This is a genomic window from Streptomyces sp. NPDC006265, from assembly GCF_040613555.1.
Taxonomy (GTDB): Bacteria; Actinomycetota; Actinomycetes; order Streptomycetales; family Streptomycetaceae; genus Streptomyces.
Genome location: NZ_JBEXSH010000059.1, coordinates 1 through 19,456, shown reverse-complemented (window position 1 = coordinate 19,456; position 19,456 = coordinate 1). Strand labels below are relative to the sequence as shown.

16 protein-coding genes and 1 pseudogene are annotated in these 19,456 nt (G+C 71.8%); 12 read left to right on the top strand and 5 right to left on the bottom strand.

The window, feature by feature from the left end:
- From ABZ281_RS08115 to ABZ281_RS08080, 8 genes and pseudogenes are all read left to right on the top strand, one after another.
- Window positions 1–261: pseudogene (locus ABZ281_RS08115) on the top strand (carbohydrate ABC transporter substrate-binding protein); the annotation flags it as partial.
- Between the two features lie 124 nt (window positions 262–385).
- Entirely contained in the window at window positions 386–1,270 is an 885-nt protein-coding gene (locus tag ABZ281_RS08110) for a sugar ABC transporter permease (RefSeq protein WP_356653275.1), read from the top strand.
- Window positions 1,267–2,115 (top strand): carbohydrate ABC transporter permease, encoded by an 849-nt coding sequence (locus tag ABZ281_RS08105; protein ID WP_356653273.1) that lies wholly within the window; start codon window positions 1,267–1,269, stop codon window positions 2,113–2,115. Before ABZ281_RS08110 ends, ABZ281_RS08105 begins: the two co-directional genes overlap by 4 nt.
- 187 nt (window positions 2,116–2,302) lie before the next feature.
- Window positions 2,303–3,181, top strand: coding sequence for an alkaline phosphatase family protein (locus ABZ281_RS08100; RefSeq protein ID WP_356653281.1), 879 nt, complete (start codon window positions 2,303–2,305; stop codon window positions 3,179–3,181).
- The gene (locus tag ABZ281_RS08095; RefSeq protein WP_356653271.1) at window positions 3,178–6,111 is read left to right on the top strand and encodes a glycoside hydrolase family 2 TIM barrel-domain containing protein; all 2,934 of its coding nucleotides are present in this window, start codon (window positions 3,178–3,180) and stop codon (window positions 6,109–6,111) included. Before ABZ281_RS08100 ends, ABZ281_RS08095 begins: the two co-directional genes overlap by 4 nt.
- Before the next feature lie 34 nt (window positions 6,112–6,145).
- Complete coding sequence (locus tag ABZ281_RS08090) at window positions 6,146–7,981, top strand: LamG-like jellyroll fold domain-containing protein (protein WP_356653269.1); 1,836 nt, start codon at window positions 6,146–6,148, stop codon at window positions 7,979–7,981.
- Between the two features lie 22 nt (window positions 7,982–8,003).
- The gene (locus ABZ281_RS08085) at window positions 8,004–9,683 is read left to right on the top strand and encodes a PHP domain-containing protein (protein ID WP_356653267.1); all 1,680 of its coding nucleotides are present in this window, start codon (window positions 8,004–8,006) and stop codon (window positions 9,681–9,683) included.
- A gap of 53 nt (window positions 9,684–9,736) precedes the next feature.
- Complete coding sequence (locus ABZ281_RS08080) at window positions 9,737–10,564, top strand: PaaX family transcriptional regulator C-terminal domain-containing protein (RefSeq protein ID WP_356653265.1); 828 nt, start codon at window positions 9,737–9,739, stop codon at window positions 10,562–10,564.
- Here ABZ281_RS08080 and ABZ281_RS08075 read toward each other — a convergent pair.
- From ABZ281_RS08075 to ABZ281_RS08060, 4 genes are read right to left on the bottom strand one after another with little or no spacing between them, the layout of a single operon-like run.
- On the bottom strand, window positions 10,555–11,010 hold the full coding sequence (locus ABZ281_RS08075) for a MaoC family dehydratase (protein ID WP_356653263.1): 456 nt from the start codon (window positions 11,008–11,010) through the stop codon (window positions 10,555–10,557). The two genes, ABZ281_RS08080 and ABZ281_RS08075, sit on opposite strands and share 10 nt — an antisense overlap.
- 8 nt (window positions 11,011–11,018) lie before the next feature.
- A complete protein-coding gene (locus tag ABZ281_RS08070; RefSeq protein ID WP_356653261.1) occupies window positions 11,019–12,521 on the bottom strand; it encodes a long-chain fatty acid--CoA ligase in 1,503 nt (500 codons plus the stop codon).
- Between the two features lie 10 nt (window positions 12,522–12,531).
- Window positions 12,532–13,407 carry an amidohydrolase family protein gene (locus ABZ281_RS08065; protein ID WP_356653279.1) on the bottom strand — a complete coding sequence of 292 codons (876 nt, stop codon included), beginning with the start codon at window positions 13,405–13,407 and terminating at the stop codon, window positions 12,532–12,534.
- A gap of 11 nt (window positions 13,408–13,418) precedes the next feature.
- Window positions 13,419–14,336: an SDR family oxidoreductase gene (locus tag ABZ281_RS08060; RefSeq protein ID WP_356653259.1), complete on the bottom strand. Its 918-nt coding sequence runs from the start codon at window positions 14,334–14,336 to the stop codon at window positions 13,419–13,421.
- Between the two features lie 210 nt (window positions 14,337–14,546).
- Here ABZ281_RS08060 and ABZ281_RS08055 point away from each other — a divergent pair, with 210 nt between their 5' ends.
- The 4 genes from ABZ281_RS08055 (at window position 14,547) to ABZ281_RS08040 (ending at window position 18,509) form a co-directional block, all read left to right on the top strand.
- Window positions 14,547–14,972 (top strand): MarR family transcriptional regulator, encoded by a 426-nt coding sequence (locus ABZ281_RS08055; protein ID WP_356653277.1) that lies wholly within the window; start codon window positions 14,547–14,549, stop codon window positions 14,970–14,972.
- An 80-nt stretch (window positions 14,973–15,052) separates the two neighbouring features.
- On the top strand, window positions 15,053–16,402 hold the full coding sequence (locus ABZ281_RS08050) for an MFS transporter (protein WP_356653257.1): 1,350 nt from the start codon (window positions 15,053–15,055) through the stop codon (window positions 16,400–16,402).
- Complete coding sequence (locus ABZ281_RS08045) at window positions 16,399–17,769, top strand: prolyl oligopeptidase family serine peptidase (protein ID WP_356653255.1); 1,371 nt, start codon at window positions 16,399–16,401, stop codon at window positions 17,767–17,769. The genes ABZ281_RS08050 and ABZ281_RS08045 overlap by 4 nt, the downstream gene beginning before the upstream one ends.
- Entirely contained in the window at window positions 17,766–18,509 is a 744-nt protein-coding gene (locus ABZ281_RS08040) for an IclR family transcriptional regulator (RefSeq protein ID WP_356653253.1), read from the top strand. Before ABZ281_RS08045 ends, ABZ281_RS08040 begins: the two co-directional genes overlap by 4 nt.
- Window positions 18,510–18,539: 30 nt before the next feature.
- Here ABZ281_RS08040 and ABZ281_RS08035 read toward each other — a convergent pair whose 3' ends face one another.
- Window positions 18,540–19,391 (bottom strand): oxygenase MpaB family protein, encoded by an 852-nt coding sequence (locus ABZ281_RS08035; protein WP_356653251.1) that lies wholly within the window; start codon window positions 19,389–19,391, stop codon window positions 18,540–18,542.
- Between the last annotated feature and the right edge of the window lie 65 nt (window positions 19,392–19,456).

The following is a 19,456-nucleotide window of genomic DNA, read 5'->3' as shown; positions in this document are numbered from 1 at the left end:
CCCGCCGCGCCGGCGGCCTACGCCATGCCGGCCATGACGGGCGGGGACCCCTTCTTCGGCGGGCAGAAGGTCATCGACGTGTTCGGCCCGGCCGCCAAGGCCATACCGGCCAGCTACGAGGCGCCCGCCGACGCCGCCGTCATGGCTCCGTTCATGACCGAGCTGTCCAGCATCGAGGCCAAGGGCAAGAAGCCCGAGGACGCCTGGAAGGACGCGGTCGCCCAGGCCAAGCAGGTCGCCCGGCGACAGGGGGTGAACTGAGGTGTCGTCGCCTCCGGTCACCGGTTCCGCCGCGGTGCCCCGGCACCACGGCGGTCCGGGCCCGGCCCGCTTCCGCCCGCGGCGCACGGCGCCCGCGGGGGCCGTGCGGCCAGAGCGTCGCGGTGTGCTGTCCCACTGGCGGCAGTACCTCGCGATCTCGCCGTTCTTCCTGATCTTCGGCGTCTTCTCGTTCTTCCCGGTCTTCTACTCGCTGTACCTCGCCTTCCAGCGCTGGGACGGCCTGGGCACCGTGCAGTTCGTGGGACTGCAGCAGTTCCGGTTCCTTCTGGACGACCCGGTCTTCTGGCTGTCGATCCGCAACACCCTGGTGATCTGGGTGCTGTCCACCGTCCCCACGCTGTTCGGCGCCCTGGTGCTGGCGACGCTGCTGCACTCGGTCCGCCGGTTCAAGGGCTTCTACCGCATCGCCCTCTACGTACCGAACGTCACCTCGATCGTGGCCGTGTCGATCTTCTTCGGCGCGGTGTTCAGCAACAACTTCGGTCTGGTCAACGCGATCCTGGGCACGGTCGGGATCTCGCCCGTGCCGTGGCTGAGCAATCCGTGGCTGATCAAGCTCGTCATCGCGCTGCTGATGACCTGGATGTGGACCGGCTACAACATGATCATCTACCTGGCCGGTCTCCAGGCCATCCCCACCCAGATCTACGAGGCGGCCAGGCTGGACGGCGCCGGGCCGATCCGCACGTTCTTCCAGATCACCATGCCGATCATGCGGCCCATCATCCTGTTCACCGTCATCATCTCGACCATCAACGGCCTGCAGAGCTTCAGCGAACCCCAGGTCCTGTTCGGCAGCAACGCCGCCAACCCGAACCTCGGCGGCCCCGGTCAGGCGGGCCTGACCACGCTCCTGTACTTCTACCAGTCGGCCTTCGTCAACAACGACTACGGCTACGGCGCGGCCATCGTGTGGGCCTTCTTCGTACTGATCATGGTGCTGGTCGTCGTCAACTGGCGTCTGGTCCAGCGCGGGAGGAAGCCATGACCGCAGTGGTCCCCAGGCGGTCCCGGCGCCCCAAGGGCCTGACCGCGCACATCGTCCTCGTCCTGGCCGTCCTGATCTCGGTCTTCCCGTTCGTGTGGACGATCGTCATGGCGACGAACACCACCGAGGACATCTACAAGAGCCCGCCGAAGCTGACCTTCGGCTCCCACCTGCTGGAGAACGTCCGGCACGTGCTGGACACCGTCGACTTCTTCGGGTCGATGCTGAACACGCTCGTCGTCGCGACCGTCACCACCGTCCTGGTCCTGTTCGTCGACTCCCTGGCGGCGTTCGTCTTCGCCAAGTTCGACTTCCCCGGGCGCAAGGTGCTGTTCGCGATGCTGGTGGGGTTCATGATGCTGCCGCTCCAGCTGGCCGTCCTCCCGCAGTTCATCCTCATGTCCGACATCGGCTGGGTCGGCACGCTCAAGGCGCTGATCCTGCCCGCCCTCGCCAACGCCTTCGGCATCTTCTGGCTGCGCCAGTACATCGAGAACGGCGTCCCGGACGAACTGCTCGACGCCGCGCGCATCGACGGCGCCGGATTCCTCCGCCAGTACTGGAACATCGTGCTGCCGATGATCAAGCCCGCGCTGTCCTTCCTCGCCATCTACGCCTTCGTCGGGGCCTGGAACGACTACATCTGGCCGCTCGTCGTACTCAACGACCCCACCCACCTCACGCTCCAGGTGGCGCTGGCCCAGCTCCACGTCGGCCACACCACCGACTACAGCATGGTCATGGCCGGCGTGCTCATGGCGTCCGTGCCGCTGGTCCTGGTCTTCACGCTCTTCGCCCGCGGGTTCATCGCGGGGGCCACGGAGGGCGCGGTGCAGGGCAGTTGACGCGCCCGCGAAGGGGCGCGGGGCTGCATCGATGTGCGGCTCCGCCGCGTGGGCGCGACCGGCCACAACGGGCGCGCAGCCAAGAGCCGGCAGTCAATCCCCAGCTCGTAGGAGTCACACAAGAGAGGGCACACCCGTGACGGACGTCAATACCGAGGCCCGACGCGCCAAGGTCCTCGTCGTCGGCATGGACGGCCTGCGCTACGACCGCCTGACCCGGTCCCCCTCCACCGCACCCGTGCTGCACGCCCTGATGGCCGCAGGCGCCGTCGGCACGAGCCTGCTGCCCTACGGCCGGGCCGACGACGAGTCCTCGACCGGCACGGCCTGCACCGACTCCGGCCCCGGCTGGTCGAGCGTGCTGACCGGCGTGTGGCCCGACCGGCACGGGGTCACCGGCAACGATTTCAAAGGCGCCGACTACGCCCGCTACCCCGACTTCCTGACCCGCGCCGCCCGCGCCCGGCCCGGACTGCGCACGGCGGCCGCGGTGTCCTGGCCGGCCCTGGTCCGCCGCGGCACCCTGGGCCGGGCCATCGGCCGCCGTGTGCGCCACAACGGCGAATCCAGGGGCTACGAGACCGCGGACCGCCGCGTCGCCCGCACCGCACTGCGCTGGCTCACCACGTCCGACCCGGACGTGCTGTTCGTGTACTTCGGCGCCACCGACGAGGCCGGTCACGACACGGGCCCCCTCTCCCCCGCCTACGACCGGGCCCTCCTCGCCCAGGACGCCCATCTCGGGCGGCTGCTGGAGGCCATCGGCGCCCGGGCATCGGACCCCCGGCGCGCCGAGGAGCGCTGGACCGTGCTGGTCACCACGGACCACGGGCACCTCGACTCGGGGGGCCACGGCGGCGACTCGCGTGCCGAGCGGGAGGTCTTCGTCGTCCTCGCCGAACCGGGAGGACCCGCCCGGCCCGGAGGCACCCGGCTCCACGCACCCCGCCTCATCGACATCGCACCCACCGTCCTGGACCGTCTCGGCATTCCCGTGGATCCCGCCTGGGGGCTGCAGGGCCGTGTCCTGCCCGGGCCCACCGCACCGACTTCGGAATGGTCATGAACGACGCACCCCTCGATCCCCTGACAGCCCTGCGCCCCTGGGCGGCCCCCGAGGTGACCTCCTGGCGCCGGCTGCCGATGAACGCCGTCGACCGGCGCCCCGGAGCCGTCCCGCTCGACGGCGACTGGGGCTTCCAGCTGCTGCCCGCGCCGGACGCCCCGCTCGGGTTGGTCTGGTCGTCGTCGTACGTGCCCGGCGTGTGGACCATGCAGGGCACCCACGACCTCCCGCGGTACCTGAACATCCGCATGCCGTTCGCCGAGTTCCCGCCGGACGTGCCCGCCGCCAACCCGACCGGGGTGTACGAGCGTGAGGTGGACGTGCCGGCCGAGTGGGCCGGGCGGCGGATCGTGCTCCAGGTCGGGGCCGCCGAGAGCGTACTGCTGGTGCACGTGGACGGGCGGCCCGCCGGGATCTCCAAGGACTCGCACCTGGCCGCCGAGTTCGATCTGACGGGCCTGGTACGCCCCGGGGAGCGGGCCACCGTGCGCCTGGCCGTGGTGAAGTGGTCGGACGCCTCGCACATCGAGGACCAGGACCAGTGGTGGCACGGCGGGATCACCCGCTCGGTGCTGCTGTACGCCGTCGACCCGTTGCACCTCGCGGACGTGACCGTGCGGGCCGGGCGGGACGGCGATCTGCTGGTGGAGTGCCGGGTGCGGAACGCGGGCGGGGCGCTGCCCGAGGGCTGGTACGTCAGCGGGGAGCTGGACGGGCGGCTGCTCACGCAGGACGCGGAGTTCGACCGGGCCAACGCCGAGGACGAACGCGTCTCCGACTTCCTCGGCGAGACCCGGCTGCGCGCCGTCGTGCCGGACGTCCACACCTGGAACGCCGAGACGCCCGAGCTGTACGGCCTGACCGTCCGCCTCCACCGCGCCGACGGCACGGTCGCCGACACCTCCCGGCATCGCGTCGGCTTCCGCGACGTCGAGATCGTCGGGCGGAACCTGCTGGTCAACGGCGAGCGGGTGTTCATCCGAGGCGTCAACCGGCACGACTTCCATCCGCTGACCGGGCGGACGGTGACGTACGACGACATGCGCGCGGACCTCGTCCTGCTGAAGCGGTTCGGCTTCAACGCGATCCGCACCGCGCACTACCCGAACGACCCGGCCCTGTACGACCTGGCGGACGAGCTGGGCTTCTACGTCGTCGACGAGGCCGACATCGAGTCCCACGACCACGCGCACGAGATCGCCGACGACCCGAGCTACCTGGGCGCGTTCGTGGACCGGGTCGCACGGATGGTGCTGCGGGACAAGAACCACCCGTCCGTCATCGTCTGGTCGCTGGGCAACGAGTCCGACTACGGGGCGAACCACGACGCCGCGGCGGGCTGGGTGCGCCGGCACGACCCGACCCGGCCGGTGCAGTACGAGGGCGCGGCCAAGCGTGGCTGGGCGGATCCGGACCTGGCCTCCGACATCGCCTGCCCGATGTACGCCCCGCTGGAGGAGTGCCTCGCGCACGCCCTGTCCGGCACGCAGACCAAGCCGCTCGTCCAGTGCGAGTACGCGCACGCCATGGGCAACAGCAACGGCACACTGGCGGAGCATTGGGCGGCCATCGAGGCCACCCCGGGTCTTCAGGGCGGATTCATCTGGGAGTTCTGGGACCACGGCATCCTCCAGCGTGTGAACGACGGCAGACCTGCCGGGCGTGGGGGCGCCGGGCTCTATGACAACGGTGTCGCCGCGCCCGGGCACCGCTGGGCGTACGGCGGCGACTTCAGCGAGACGGACCACGACGGCGCCTTCATCGCCGACGGGGTCGTCTTCCCCGACCGCACCCCCAAGCCGGTGATGTTCGAGCACCGGGAGATCGCCGCGCCGGTGCGGATCGAGTGCTTCCGGCATGAGGGCGTCGTCCTGAGCAACCACCAGCACTTCCGGGGCCTGGAGTGGCTGTCCGGCGAGTGGGAGCTGTCCCTCATCGACGGCGCCACCCTGACGGCGCCCGCCGAGCTGCCCGTTCTGCGGCCCGGTGAGTCAGCCGCGGTGCCGCTGCCGTTCGCCGTGCCGGAGGACGGCGGCGAGGCGTGGCTGACCCTGCGGGTGACGACGGCCGGGGACGAGCCGTGGGCACCGCGCGGCACCGTGGTGTGCCTGCCGCAGGTCCGGCTGCGGGCGGCGCACCCGCCGGCGCACACCCGGGTCCCGGACAGCACGGTCGAGGTCGACGAGGACGGGCTGCTGGTCCATCCGCTGCTGACGGCCGCGCCCACCCTGTCGCTGTGGCGGGCGCCGACCGACAACGACGTACTGGGCGGCATGGCGGACCGCTGGCGGGACTGGGGGCTTCAGGCGCCCACCCGCGAGGTCGTCTCCGTGCGGCGGTCGCCCGGCCGGGTCGCCGTCGTGTCCGACTATGTCTGCGCCGGCGGGACCGTCCGGCACGAGCAGGTGCTGACCGCCGTGGCGGGCGGGCTGATCGTCGACGAGAGTGCCGAGCTGCCCGAGGCGCTGCACGACGTGGCCCGGGTGGGGACCGTGTTCGAAACGGTCGCCGGGCTGAACCTGCTGGAGTGGTTCGGGCAGGGCCCCTGGGAGTCGTATCCGGACCGGGCCGCGGGCCCGCCCGTGGGCCACCACCGCCTCCCGGTGGACGAGCTGTTCACGCCCTATCTGCGGCCGCAGGAGAGCGGCGGGCGGCATGGCGTACGGCGGTTCACGCTGTCCGCGCCCGATGCCACCGGCCTCACGGTGCGGCTGGACCGGGCCCGCCAGGTCTCCGTGACCCGGCATCGCGCCGCCGATCTCACCGCCGTGGCGCACCATGACGAACTGGTGCCGCGGGCCGGGTGCGTGGTGCACATCGACGCGGCGCACCGTGGACTGGGCACGGCCTCGTGCGGGCCCGACACCTTCGCTTCCCACCTCGTCGCGGCGGGCGTCCACCGCTGGAGCTGGACACTGCGCGTTCTCTGAGTTCCTCCCCTCTCAGTCACCCCATGGAGCACCCGTGTGCACTTCGCATGACCACGACCCGGGCGAGACGCCCCAGGCCGGTGCCGGACGACGCGGTTTCCTTCGTGCGACGGCGCTGCTCGGCGCGACCGCCGCGGCGGTGACCGCACTGCCGGCCGTCACCGCCGGGGCGGCGGCCTCGACGTGGCGCCCCGACCCGCACAGCCGCCGCTTCACCCTCGCGGTGATGCCGGACACGCAGTACCTCTTCGACGGGCCGAGCATCGACAAGGCGCCGGTCGAGGCCTCGCTGCGCTATCTGCTGGAGCACGGCCGGGAGGAGAACATCGTCTTCCTGTCCCACCTCGGTGACCTCACGCAGAACGGCGCGAAGGAGGAGTTCGCCGCGATCGGGGAGGCGTTCCGGCTGCTGGACCGGAGGGGCATCGGTTACAGCGTCCTGGCCGGCAACCACGACGTGAAGTCGCCGACGACCGACCAGCGCGGCAGCACCCCATACCTGGACGCCTTCGGGCCGCAGCGATTCGAGGGGCAGGGGACGTTCGGCGGGGCCTCCCCGGACGGCTACAACTCCTTCCACCTGTTCACCGCGGGCGGCCGGGAGTGGCTCGTCCTGGCGCTGGACTGGCGGCTGTCGCCGCAGGGCTACGCGTGGGCGAAGAGCGTGCTGGCGAAGCACCCGAAGACGCCGGTGATCCTCACGACCCACGAACTGGTCGTCGAGGACGACACGTTGTCGGACCACGGGCAGCGGCTGTGGGACCAGCTCGTCGAGGACCACGACCAGATCTTCCTCACCCTCAACGGCCACTACTGGCCGGCCGCCCGCGCGACCCGGAAGAACGCGGCCGGGCACGACGTCCATCTGCATCTGACGAACTACCAGAACCGCTACTTCGGCGGCGCTGCGATGATCCGCCTCTACCGCTTCGACCTGGACCGGGGCGTCATCGACGTGGAGACGGTCTCGCCCTGGATCCTCGGCCGGGCCGAGAAGGGGATCAACGAGCTGGAGCGGCAGGAGATGGAGCTGAGCGGCGACGCCGACCGGTTCTCCGTCGAGATCGACTTCGAGCGGCGCTTCTCCGGTATCGCGCCCGTGCCCGCCCGTCCGGCGCGGCCCGCCTCGAAGCTGCTCGTCCCGGGCACGGTGGCGTACTGGCGTTTCGAGAAGCCGGTCGACGGCACGAGCGGTACGGTCCGTGACCTGTCCGGGCGGGGCAACGACCTCTCCCTCGTCGCGGTCGGCGGCGGCGCGCTGGGCTGGTCCGCGGACCACCACCCCGACCAGCCGGGCCACGGCAGCCTGGAGTTCGAGGGCTTCAAGTCCCCGCTGAAGGGCGCGTATCTGAAGACGGTCGACGGGGCCCCGCTCAACGCGGCGACGTTCAAGGACGGTTACACCCTCGAGGCGTTCTACCGGCTGCCCGCCGACTGGGACCCAGGCCACAACGCCTGGTCGGGTCTGGTCTCCCGCACGGGCACGGGCGCCGCCGCCGGGAAGACCGCCGACGATCCGGACGAGCCGCTGGCCACGCTGTCGCTGTCGAACGACCGGGAACCGCAGTGGGCGATGCGCCCGCTCAACCAGCTGGGCATCGCCACCAACTGGGGCCAGGAGACGCCGCTGGAGACCTGGTGGCACCTCGCGGTCGTCAACGACGGCAAGCACACCACGCTGTACGTCGAGGGCTGTCCGGTGCTGCGCAACCCCAAGGCGCCCTCCGTAGGCATCACGTCCGTGGGACTGCCGTGGCTGCTGGGCGGCTACGAGTACGGCGGGACGATCGACCAGATCTTCCACGGCCGGCTCGGCGACGTGCGGATCGTCGCCCGGGCGCTGCCCGTCACCTCCTTCATGAACCACTGAGATCCCGAAGGGTTTGTCGATCATGACCGAGCAGCAACTGCCCACTTGGGCCGATCCGTCCGTCTCCCCTGCCGCCCTCGATCCGCAGGGCGTGTCCCGCCGTGGGCTCCTGCGCCGCGCGGGCCTGTTCGGCGCCGCGTTCGCCCTGGGCTCGGCGGCGACCACCCGGACTCCCGCCCTGGCCGCCGGCGACAGACGGCTGGGCGGCGAGGACCCGCGCCTCGCCTACCTCGTCGGCGACCACCACATCCACTCCGTGTACAGCCACGACGCCAAGTACACGTTCTCCCAGCTGGCCGCCGCGGGCGCGAAGTACGGCCTGGACTGGATGGTGTTCACCGAGCACTCCAACTTCGGCCACGCCGGCCACGGGGCCGCCCTGGAACACGAGGAGATCCTCAAGGCGCGTGCCGAGAACCCGCGTCAGCTGATCTTCCAGGGCCTGGAGTGGTACATCCCGGCCGCCGAGCACTGCACGGTGTTCACCGCACCCGGCCGGCACGAGGTCGACCTGCTCACCCGCTTCGAGAGCGCCTACGACGGCAAGCTCCTCGCCTACGACAAGGGCGGACCGGCCGACGCGGACACCGCCCGCAACGAGGCGCACGCGGTCAAGGGGATCAAGTGGCTGGCGCAGCAGCGCCGTTCGGGCTACGTCGACGACGTGCTGGTGCTCGCCAACCACCCCATGCGCCTGGGCATCGACTCCCCGCACGAGATGCGCGCCTGGCGGGACGCGGCGCCCGAGATCATGATCGGCATGGAGGGCGCGCCCGGTGCCCAGGGCGCGGCCATACCCGGCTGGAGGGGGGCCACATCGATCCGGGGTGAGTACGAGAACAAGCCGTCCGCGCAGTCCTGGCCCGGCTACCCGGCGGAGGCCTACCTGACGTACGGCGGCTTCGACTGGGCGACGGCGACCGTCGGCGGCCTGTGGGACTCGATGCTGGCCGAGGGCCGGCTGTTCTCGGTCACCACCAACTCCGACGCCCACCGGATCGTCTTCGACACCTGGAAGAACGGCGACTGGCAGCCCGGACAGAGCTTCGACACCACCGGCAAGCTGCCCGACCCGGTGAACACGGACACCCCGCAGCCGGGCAGCGACTTCTGGCCCGGCCAGTTCAGCCGCACCCATGTGGGCGTGACCCGCTACGGCTACCGCGCGGTGATGGCGGGGATGCGTGCGGGCCGGGTCTGGCTGGACCACGGGCATCTGCTCGACGGGCTCGACGTCCGCCTGGCCCGGGACCGCGACCGGGGCCGGGGCGTGACGCTCGGCGGCCGGCTGCGGGTACGCAAGGGCGAGAAGCTCACCCTGAACGTCACGGTGACGACCGCCTCGCGGCCCAACCCACAGGGGATCCTGCCCGGGTTGGCGCATGTGGACGTCGTCCGCGGGGCGGTGCGCGGCCCGGTCGCCGACCGCGACACCTGGATGGCGCCCGACACCCGGGTCGCCGCGTCGAAGGACGTCTCGGGCCGCAAGGGCACCTACACCCTGCGCATCCCGCTGACCGCGGGCGAGGAGTCCTTCTACGTCCGGCTGCGCGGCAGCGACGGCAACCGCAACGGCCCCGGCTGCCTCGGCGCATCGGTCGACCCGCACGGGCCGGTGCCGCACGCGCCCGGGGACGGTGACCCGTGGGCGGACACGTGGTTCTACTCCAACCCCGTCTTCGTCGACGTCGAGGGGTCCTGACCTCCGGGTACCAGCAGGTCACGGACTGATCGGGCGGAGGTACGGTGGGCCGCGTGACCGGTGAAGAGTCGCTGCGGCCCCAGTCCCTCATGCTGACGTTCCTGGGCGACCAGGTGCTCGGCCGCGACGTGTGCGTGTACTCGGGCAGCGTCATCGACGTGTTCGCCCGCGCCGGGGTCGGCGAGCAGGCCACGCGCTCCACGCTGAGCCGCATGGTGGGCCGTGACCTGCTGCGCCGGCAGCGCGAGGGCCGCCGCATGTACTTCGGGCTGACCGGACGCTCGGAGGCGGTGCTGCGCGACGGCGAGCAGCGCATCTGGCAGACGGGTGCCGTCAACCGGCACTGGGACGGCACCTGGACGCTGCTCGGCTTCTCGCTGCCGGAGTCCTGGCAGCGCCGGCGCCACGACCTGCGCTCCCAGCTGACCTGGAGCGGTTTCGGCCCGCTGTTCAACGGCCTGTGGATCGCCCCCGGCCAGGTCGACGTGTCGGCCCTGGTGGCCGAGCTCGGCCTGTCCGCCCACGTGAAGGTGTTCCGGGCGCACGCGGACACCGGCACGGACATCGGCCAGATGATCGAGGAGACCTGGGAGCTGTCCGACCTGGCCGGGCGCTACCAGGGGTTCGTGGGGCGCTGGCAGCCCTGGGAGGACGGCCTGCCGGACGCCGGTGACGCCCTCGTGCTGCGCCTGCGGCTGCAGACGGAGTGGCTGCAGATCGTCCGGCGCGACCCGCGGCTGCCCGTCGGACACCTGCCGGACGACTGGCCGGCCGAACAGGCCGAGAAGACGTTCCGGACCGTGCACGAACGTCTCTCACCGCTCGCCCGCGACGCCTCGGAACGCCTTCTGGAGCTGGTGCCCGCGCGTCCTCAGGCGTAGAACCGCGACAGGCTCTGCAGCACCGCGGCGGGCTTGGCGCCGCCCTCGATCTCGATGGCGCCCTCGACGGTGATCTGCACGCCGCCCGGCACCTCTTCGACCTCGGCGAGCTGCGCCGTCAGGCGGATGCGGGAGCCGACCTTGACCGGTGAGGGGAAACGCACCTTGTTGAGGCCGTAGTTGACCTTCGTCGTCACGCCCTGGACGTCCAGCAGCTCGGTGAACAGGGGGATGAAGAGGGAGAGCGTGAGGTAGCCGTGCGCGATGGGAGCGCCGAAGGGGCCCTCCTTGGCGCGCTCGGGGTCCACGTGGATCCACTGGTGGTCGCCCGTGGCGTCGGCGAAGGTGTCGATGCGCTCCTGTGTCACCTCGATCCACTCGCTGGTGCCGAGGTCGCTGCCGGCGAGCTTCTTGAGTTCGTCGAGGCCGTTGACGGTGATGCTCATGCGGATCCTTACTGGTTGCCGTAGCGGGTACGGACGCGGGACTTGAGGAGCTTTCCGGAGGCGGTGCGCGGGAGTTCGTCCGCGAGGACCACCGACTTCGGGATCTTGTACTTGGCCAGGCGGCCCGCGAGCGAGGCGAGCACCTCGTCGGGGTCGAGAGCGGCGCCCTCGCGGGGCACGACGACCGCGCGCGGCACCTCGCCCCACTTGTCGTCCGGCACCCCGATCACCGCGCACTCGACGATGTCCGGGTGGGCGAGGAGCCGGTCCTCGATCTCGGCGGGGTAGATGTTCTCGCCGCCCGAGATGATCATGTCCTTGATGCGGTCGACGATGTGGACGTAGCCGTCCTCGTCGACCTGGGCGGCGTCCCCGCTGCGGAACCAGCCGTCCGCGAAGGAGGCGGCCGTCTCCTCGGGCAGCCCCCAGTAACCGGGCATGACGTGCGGGCCGCGCACCACGACCTCGCCCACCTCGCCGGTGTCGACCGGCGACAGGTCCGGCCGGACGACGCGGACGTCGCTGAAGAAGTGCGGCACGCCCGCCGAGCCCGCCTTGCCGACGGCGTGTTCGGCGTCGAGGAAGAGCGTGCCGGGGGCGGCCTCCGTCATGCCGTAGCCCTGGAGGAAGGTCAGGCCGCGCTCCTGGTACGCGGCGATCAGCGGGGTGGGGACCGGGGAGCCGCCGCAGGTGAGGATGCGGAGCGAGGACAGGTCCGCGTCCGGCCAGCGCGGGTGGCGGGCCACCTGGTCGAACATCGTCGGCACGCCGAACATGAAGGTGATGCGGTGGCGTTCGACGAGGTCGAAGGTGGCGTCCGCGTCGAAGGCGTCGACCAGGACGCAGGTGCCGCCCTTGAGCAGGACCGGCAGGGTCAGCATGTTCAGGCCCGCCGTGTGGAACAGCGGGGCGGAGACCAGGGCGCGTTCGTCGGCGATCAGGTCGGTGTCGACGAGGACGTTGACCGCGTTCCAGGTGAGGTTGCCGTGGGTCAGCATGGCGCCCTTGGGGCGGCCGGTCGTGCCCGAGGTGTACATGATGATGCAGGTGTCGTCGGCGCCGACCGGTTCGTCGATCGGCTCCCCGGCCGCCTCGGCGACGGCCGCCTCGTACTCGGCGCCGGCCTCCAGGTAGACGCGGACGTCGGTGCTGCCGGGCAGGCCGGCGACCAGACCGGCGTAGGACGGGCCGTAGACGAGGGCCCGTGCACCGGAGTCGGCGAGCTGGTAGGCGATCTCGGGGCCGGCGAGGCGGATGTTGAGCGGGACGAAGACCGCGCCGAGCGTGCCGGCCGCGAAGAGGGCCTCCAGGTAGGAGGGGTGGTTCGGTCCGAGGTAGGCGATGCGGTCGCCGCGGCGCACGCCCCGGGCGCGCAGGGCGTGGGCGAGGCGGGTGGTCCGGTCGTACAGCGTGGCGTAGTCGGTGGACGTGTCGCCGTGGATCAGGGCGGTGCGATGCGGGGTCTTGCGGGCCCGGCGTGCGGGCCACGACCCCAGTCCCTCGTTGCGCATGTCACGCCCCTTACGGTTTCGTCAGCCCGAGCAGGCGGGCCGCGTTCTCCTTGAGGATCTTCGGCCGTACCTCGTCCTTGATCGTCAGCTTGCCGAAGTCGGCGAGCCAGCGGTCGGGGGTGAGGACGGGGAAGTCCGAGCCGAAGAGGACCTTGTCCTTCAGCAGCGTGTTCGCGTACTGCACGAGCTGCGGCGGGAAGTACTTCGGCGACCAGCCGGACAGGTCGATGTGCACGCCCGGCTTGTGTGTGGCGACGGCCAGGGCCTCGTCCTGCCAGGGGAAGGACGGGTGCGCCAGGATGATCTTCAGGTGCGGGAAGTCGGCCGCCACGTCGTCCACGTGGAGCGGGTTGGAGTACTTCAGCCGGATCCCGCCCCCGCCGGGGACCCCGGCGCCGATGCCCGTCTGCCCGGTGTGGAAGAGGGCGATCGCGCCCGTCTCCTCGATCACCTCGTACAGGTCGTACGCCACCGCGCGGTCGTTGGGGAAGAAGCCCTGGATGCTGGGGTGGAACTTGAAGCCCTTCACCCCGTACTCCTCGACCAGCCTCCGGGCCTGCTTGACGCCCGCCTTCCCCCGGAAGGGGTCGATGGAGGCGAAGGGGATGAGGACGTCGGCGTTGGCGGCGGCCGCCTCGGCGACCTCCTCGTTGGGGACGGGCGGGGTGCCGGTGGCGGACTCGGCGTCGACCGTGAAGATCACGGCGGCCATGTTCCGCTCGCGGTAGTACGCGGCAGTCTCCTCCAGGGTCGGCTTCCGCTTGCCCTCGACCTTGAAGTAGGCCGAGGAGGCATCGTGCAGGTCGTCGTCGAGGGAGGAGTGTCCTTGGGAGGACACCTCGGCGTGCGTGTGGACGTCGATCGCGACCAGGTCGTCGACGTTCATCGAGGGATTCATCACGCCTCCGGGAACTTCGGCGCCGGGATGCCGACCGACTGAAGCTCGGCACCGACCGAGGTGGGCCAGGCGTCGGCCAGCGTGTCCGGGGTCCAGCCGCCGTCGGCGTAGGCCGCCCTGATCTCCTGCGGATGCGACCAGAGTGCCACCTTGTCGCCACCGATGCCGACGCACTGACCGGTGACACCCCGGGCGGCCTCGGAGGCGAGGAACGGGACGAGGGCCGCGCAGTCCTCGGGGGTGCCGAAGCCCTCCCCCTTGCGCAGGAAGTCCGGGAGCGGCTCGCCGTTCCTCATGGCCTCGATGTACGGGGCGAAGGCCGGGATGGTCTCGGTCATCGCGGTGGCGGCGACCGGCACGATCGCGTTGACCGTGATGCCCGCCCGGCCCAGCTCCATCGACCAGGTACGGGCCATCGCCGCGATGCCGGCCTTGGCTGCGGCGTAGTTCGTCTGGCCGAAGTTGCCGCGCTGGCCGGCCGGGGAGCCGACCAGGATCAGCGAGCCGCCCTCGCCCTGCTCGCGCATCCGGACGGCGGCGGCGCGGGCGCAGGTGAAGGTGCCCTTGAGGTGGGTGGTGAGGACCGCGTCGAAGTCCTCGTCGGTCATCTTCCACAGGACCTTGTCACGCAGGATGCCCGCGTTGGTGACGAGCACGTCGAGCCGGCCGAACTCCTCGACGGCGCGGTTCACCAGCCGCTCGGCGGCCTCGGAGGTGCCGACCGGGACGACCTCGGCGACGGCCCTGCCACCGGCTTCCACGATGGACTTCACAGCCGCCTCGGCCACCGCCTCGTCGATGTCGTTGACGACCACGGACGCGCCGTGGGCGGCCAGGGCGTGGGCGTAGGCGAGGCCGAGGCCGCGCCCGCTGCCGGTGACGACGGCGGCCTTGCCGGAGAGATCGATGCTGGGCACGAGCGGGTCCCTTCACACGGGTTCGACTGCCAGTCGCACGGGTTCGACTGCGAGATCGAAGCTAAGAGCAATAATTGTTGACGTCAATAGTTGTTGCTTACCTATGGGTGCGGGATGCTGGAATCAGCAGGAAGCAGCACCGAGCCCAGGGAGCCCGCCATCACACGCGAGAACGTCACCGCGAAGCCCATCGACGCCCACGAGCCGTGGATGCGCGGCCTGCACGCCGACACGGGCTACCTGCTGTACCGCCTGGGCCTGCGCTCGGGACAGCTCTTCAACGCCTGCCTCCAACAGTCGGGCCTGCGCCTGCGCCACTACGCGGTGCTGCGCTTCCTCGCCGGCGCCGACGGCGCCCTGCAGCGCGAACTGAGCACCCGGCTCGGCTACGACCCGAGCGCGATCGTCGGCCTGGTCGACGACCTGGAGAAGCTGGGCTTCGCCGAGCGCCGCCCCTCCCCGGACGACCGCCGCAGCCGGATCGTCGTCCTGACCGAGAGCGGCCGCGGCTTCCTCCGCGACACCGACGAGGCCGGCCTGCGGGTGACCGGCGAACTGCTGGGCCCGCTGGACCCGGCCGAGCGGGAGTCCCTGCACGCACTGCTGCTGCGGATCGCGGAGGACGGCCTGAACTGATGTTGTGCAAATGATTGACGGCTGCACGATGGATGCATAACTTCACGGACCAACCGCGCCCCGTCCCCAGGGAGCCCACCGTGCAGCCATCCCCGCCCGCCCCCCAACCCTCCCCAGATTCACGGCAGTTGCGCCGCGTCGCCGTGTCCGGCCTGCTCGGCACGACCGTCGAGTTCTACGATTTCCTCGTCTACGGCACCGTCGCCGCGCTCGTCTTCGGCGAGCTGTTCTTCCCGCGGGCCGATCCGGCCGTCGGTACGGTCGCGGCGTTCGGCACCTTCGCCGCGGGCTATCTCGCCCGGCCGCTCGGCGGCATCGTGTTCGGGCACTTCGGCGACCGGCTGGGCCGCAAGTCGATGATGCTGCTGACCATGGTCCTGATGGGATCCGGCAGCTTCCTCATCGGCCTGCTGCCGACGTACGACACGATCGGCGTCTGGGCGCCGGTGCTGCTGGTCGCCCTGCGCGTGGTGCAGGGCATCGCCATCGGCGGTGAGTGGGGCGGCGCGATGCTGATGGTCGTCGAGCACGCCGAGCACGCGCGGGGGTCCCGGCGCGGCCTGTGGTCCAGTTTCACCCAGCTCGGCGCCCCGCTCGGTTCCGTGCTGTCGGCCGGCGTCGTCACCCTCGTCGCCACCCTGCCCGACGACGAGTTCCGCTCCTGGGGCTGGCGGGTGCCGTTCCTGCTGAGCATCGTGCTGCTCGGCGTCGGCCTGTTCGTGCGCCTGAAGGTCGCCGAGAGCCCGCTGTTCGCGCAGGCCGGGCGCGAGCCGGTGGACCGGCCGCCGATCGTGGAGGTGCTGCGCCGCCCGAAGCCGGTGCTGCTGGCCGCCTGCGTCGGCATCGGCGCCTTCACCGCCCAGTCCCTGCTGACCAGCTTCATGATCTCCTACGCCGTCGACGAGGGGTACACCCGCCCGCAGGTGCTGACCGCCGTCACCGTCGCCTCCTGCGTGGCCCTCGTCGTCCTGCCCATGGCGTCCGCGCTGTCGGACCGCGTCGGCCGCAGGCCCGTCGTCCTGGCCGGAGCCGTCGGCTCGGCGGCGCTCGCCTTCCCGGTGCTGGCCCTGGTCGACTCCGGCTCCCCCGGCCTGCTGATCCTCGCCCTGGCGCTCGGCCACGGCGTCGCCCAGTCCACGATGTACGGGCCGCTGGGCGCCCTGCTCACCGAAATGTTCGGCACCCGCGTCCGCTACACCGGCGCCTCCCTCGGCTACCAGGGCGCGACCCTGATCGGCGCCGGCTTCTCCCCGCTGATCGCCGGCGGCCTCCTGGCCTCCTACGGCGGCGGCAGCACTCCGGTGTCCCTGCTGCTGTGCGCGGGCGCCGCCATCACCGCGGTCACCGTGTGGCGGCTGCGCGAGACCCACACGGACGCCCTCGACTCCGCCGCCGCAGCCCCCGCCGCCCTGGAAGGGACCCCGCGTTGAGGATCCGCCTCGCCCTGGTGACCGCCTGCCTGTCCCTGGCCGCCACCGCCCTGCCCGCGCAGGCCGCCGCCACCGGCACCCACCTGGAGGGCCGGCTCCCCTCCGGCGCCGCGTACATGATGGACGTCCCCGCGTCCTGGAACGGCACGGTCCTGCTCTACAGCCACGGCTACACCCCCGCCGGGGCCCCCAACCCGGCCCAGAACACACCCGGTCCGGCCGCCCGCGACAAGCTGCTGGCCGAGGGCTACGCCCTGATCGGCTCTTCGTACGCCACGAACGGCTGGGCCGTCGGCGAGGCGGTGCCCGACCAGCTCGCCACGCTGGACCTGTTCACGGAGAGGTTCGGCCCGGCCGGGCGGACGCTCGCCTGGGGAACGTCGTACGGCGGCTTCGTCACCGGCATGCTCGCCGAGCGGCACGCCGACCGGTTCGACGCATCGCTGTCGATGTGCGGACTGGTGCAGGGCGGAGTCGCCAACTGGAACAGCACCCTGGACCCGGTGTTCGCGCTGCGCACCCTGCTCGCCCCGGACTCCGGTGTCCGGCTCGCGGGGTTCGCCGACCAGGCCGAGGCGGTCGCCGCCGGCAAGGCGCTCACCTCGAAGGTCGACGCGGCCCAGCAGACCCCGCAAGGCAGGGCCCGGATCGCCCTGGCCGCCGCCCTGCACAACATCCCCGGCCACAACGACCCCTCGCAGACCGAGCCGGGCCCCACCGACTGGAAGACAGCCCAGTCCAACCAGTACTCCGCGGTCCGCGACCTGCTCCAACTGCCCGCGTTCAGCTGGCGGCAGGAGGCCGAGAGCAGAGCCGGCGGCAACCCCTCCTGGAACACGGGCGTCGACTACCGCTCGATACTCGTACGGTCCCCGCTGTACAAAGAGGTGACGGAGCTCTACAGGGAGGCGGGGCTGTCCTTGCGCACCGACCTCTCGGCACTGGGCCAAACACCCCGGATCTCCGCCGACCCGACGGCGGTGCGGTGGATGCGCGGCACCAGCGTGCTCTCCGGCCGCCTCACCGACCCCCAGCTGAACATCCACACCACCGGTGACGCCCTCATCCCGGTGCAGTCGGAGAGCGCCTACCGGCGGGCCGCAACGGCGGCGGGCTCCGCCGGGCTCCTCCGCCAGGCATACGTCGACGCCCCGGGCCACTGCACCTTCACCCCCGGCGAGACACTGGCCGCCCTGCACACCCTGGAGCACCGCCTGGACACCGGCCGCTGGGACGCCTCACCCGGCGCCCTCAACTCCCGCGCGAGGGCCGAGGACCCGACGGCCGAGCCCCGCTACCTCCCGTACCGCCCGAGCACCTACCCCCGCCCCTACGATCTCGCCCACCCGGGAGACGCCCGGCCGTGACCGCCCCCACCGCGCCCGACCGGCTGCTGTCCGTGCTCGCGGCCTTCGACCACGAGCATCCGGCGCTGTGCCTGACGGACATCAGCCGGCGGGCCGGGCTGAGCCTGACCACCACGCACCGGCTGGTGGGCGCGCTCACCGAGTGGGGCGCACTGGAGCGGGACGAGGCCGGCGTCTACCACGTCGGGCTGCGGCTGTGGGAGCTCGCCGCCCTGGCCCCGCGCGGCCTCGCCCTGCGGCAGATCGCGTTGCCGTATCTGGAGGACCTGTACGAGGCGACGCACGAGAACGTGCAGCTGGCCGTGCGGGACGGCCAGGACGTCGTCTACATCGAGTGGCTGTCCGGGCGGTCGGCGGTCGGCGTGCACATCCGTGTCGGTGCCCGCTGGCCACTGCACGCCACCGGGGTCGGACTCGCCCTGTTGGCCCACGGCGACCCGGTGTTCCAGAAGGAGTACTGCGAGGGCGACCTCGCGTCCTTCACCCCGTACACGATCACCGAACCGGAGCGACTGCGGCGGGTGCTGGCCGACGTGCGCAGGTCGGGGGTGGCGGTGAGCGACCGTCAGGTCACCGAGGACGCCCTGTCGGTGGCCGCCCCCGTGCGGGGCGCGGACGGCACGGTGACCGCCGCCGTGTCGATCGTCGTGCCCCACGCGGACGCCCAGGTTCCGGTGCTGGGTCCGGCGGTGCGGGTGGCGGCGCGCGGCATCTCGCGGGCGCTGGGGTGGCAGCCCTGAGCGTGCCGGTGCTCGGCGGACGCCGTGGGTTCAGGCTTCCCGGGCCGGGGTCATGGCCCAGCGGATGGTCCGGGTCAGGGCGCGGCCGGTGGGGTGTACGGCGAGGCCCTCGACGACCGGGACCCGGGGCAGCCACAGCATGCCGCGTGCCCAGGGCGGGAGCAGGGTGACGGCGTTCGCGGCCAGCCCGCCGTAGAAGGGCCGTACGGCGAGGGGCAGGGGAGGCCGGAACAGCAGGAAGCGGGCGGCTGCACGGGCCTCGGGCGTGGCCCGCAGTTCGGGCCGGTACGCGGTCAGGCGCTCGGCCAGTTCGCTGCGGTTCCGCGGCGGGCCGACCACCCCCAGTGCCTCGGCGACACGTGCGGTGTCGGCGACGTAGGCGTCGTAGCCGGCACCGTCCAGGGGCCGGGCCCCGTAGCGTTCGTGGGCGCGCAGGAAGCTGTCCGTCTCGGCGGCGTGCACCCAGCCGAGCAGATGCGGGTCGGCCGCGTGGTACGGCACACCCCCGGCGGTCGTGCCGCGGATCCGTTCGTGGATGCCGCGCACGTGGTCGACCGCCTCCCGGGCGTCCGTGGCGGTGCCGTACGTCGTCACGGCCAGGAAGGTGCTGGTGCGCTGCAGACGGCCCCACGGGTCGCCGCGGAAGCCGGAGTGACCGGCGACCGCAGCCATCGCGAGCGGATGCAACGACTGCAAGAGCAGGGCGGTCAGCCCGCCGATGAACATCGAGGCGTCGCCGTGGACCGTGCGGATCGGCCGGTCCGGTCCGAACCAGCGCGGGCCGGGCGTGTGGTGGATACGGGCACGGGTCGCGGATCCGCCGGGGCCCGCGACGCGGCGGAACAGGGCCTGGCCCAGCTGTTCACGGACTCCGGTCAGCACGGTCGGCCTCCCTTCTCCTGCTGACCTTGGGGGCCGTCATCGCCGGGTTGTGCGTCTGAAGCGAC

Coding starts and splice junctions, on each gene's coding strand:
- ABZ281_RS08105 (WP_356653273.1), top strand. CDS start 1,267: ATGACCGCAGTGGTCCCCAGGCGGTCCCGGCGCCCCAAGGGCCTGACC.
- ABZ281_RS08100 (WP_356653281.1), top strand. CDS start 2,303: ATGGACGGCCTGCGCTACGACCGCCTGACCCGGTCCCCCTCCACCGCA.
- ABZ281_RS08095 (WP_356653271.1), top strand. CDS start 3,178: ATGAACGACGCACCCCTCGATCCCCTGACAGCCCTGCGCCCCTGGGCG.
- ABZ281_RS08085 (WP_356653267.1), top strand. CDS start 8,004: ATGACCGAGCAGCAACTGCCCACTTGGGCCGATCCGTCCGTCTCCCCT.
- ABZ281_RS08075 (WP_356653263.1), bottom strand. CDS start 11,010: ATGAGCATCACCGTCAACGGCCTCGACGAACTCAAGAAGCTCGCCGGC.
- ABZ281_RS08070 (WP_356653261.1), bottom strand. CDS start 12,521: ATGCGCAACGAGGGACTGGGGTCGTGGCCCGCACGCCGGGCCCGCAAG.
- ABZ281_RS08065 (WP_356653279.1), bottom strand. CDS start 13,407: ATGAACGTCGACGACCTGGTCGCGATCGACGTCCACACGCACGCCGAG.
- ABZ281_RS08055 (WP_356653277.1), top strand. CDS start 14,547: ATGCGCGGCCTGCACGCCGACACGGGCTACCTGCTGTACCGCCTGGGC.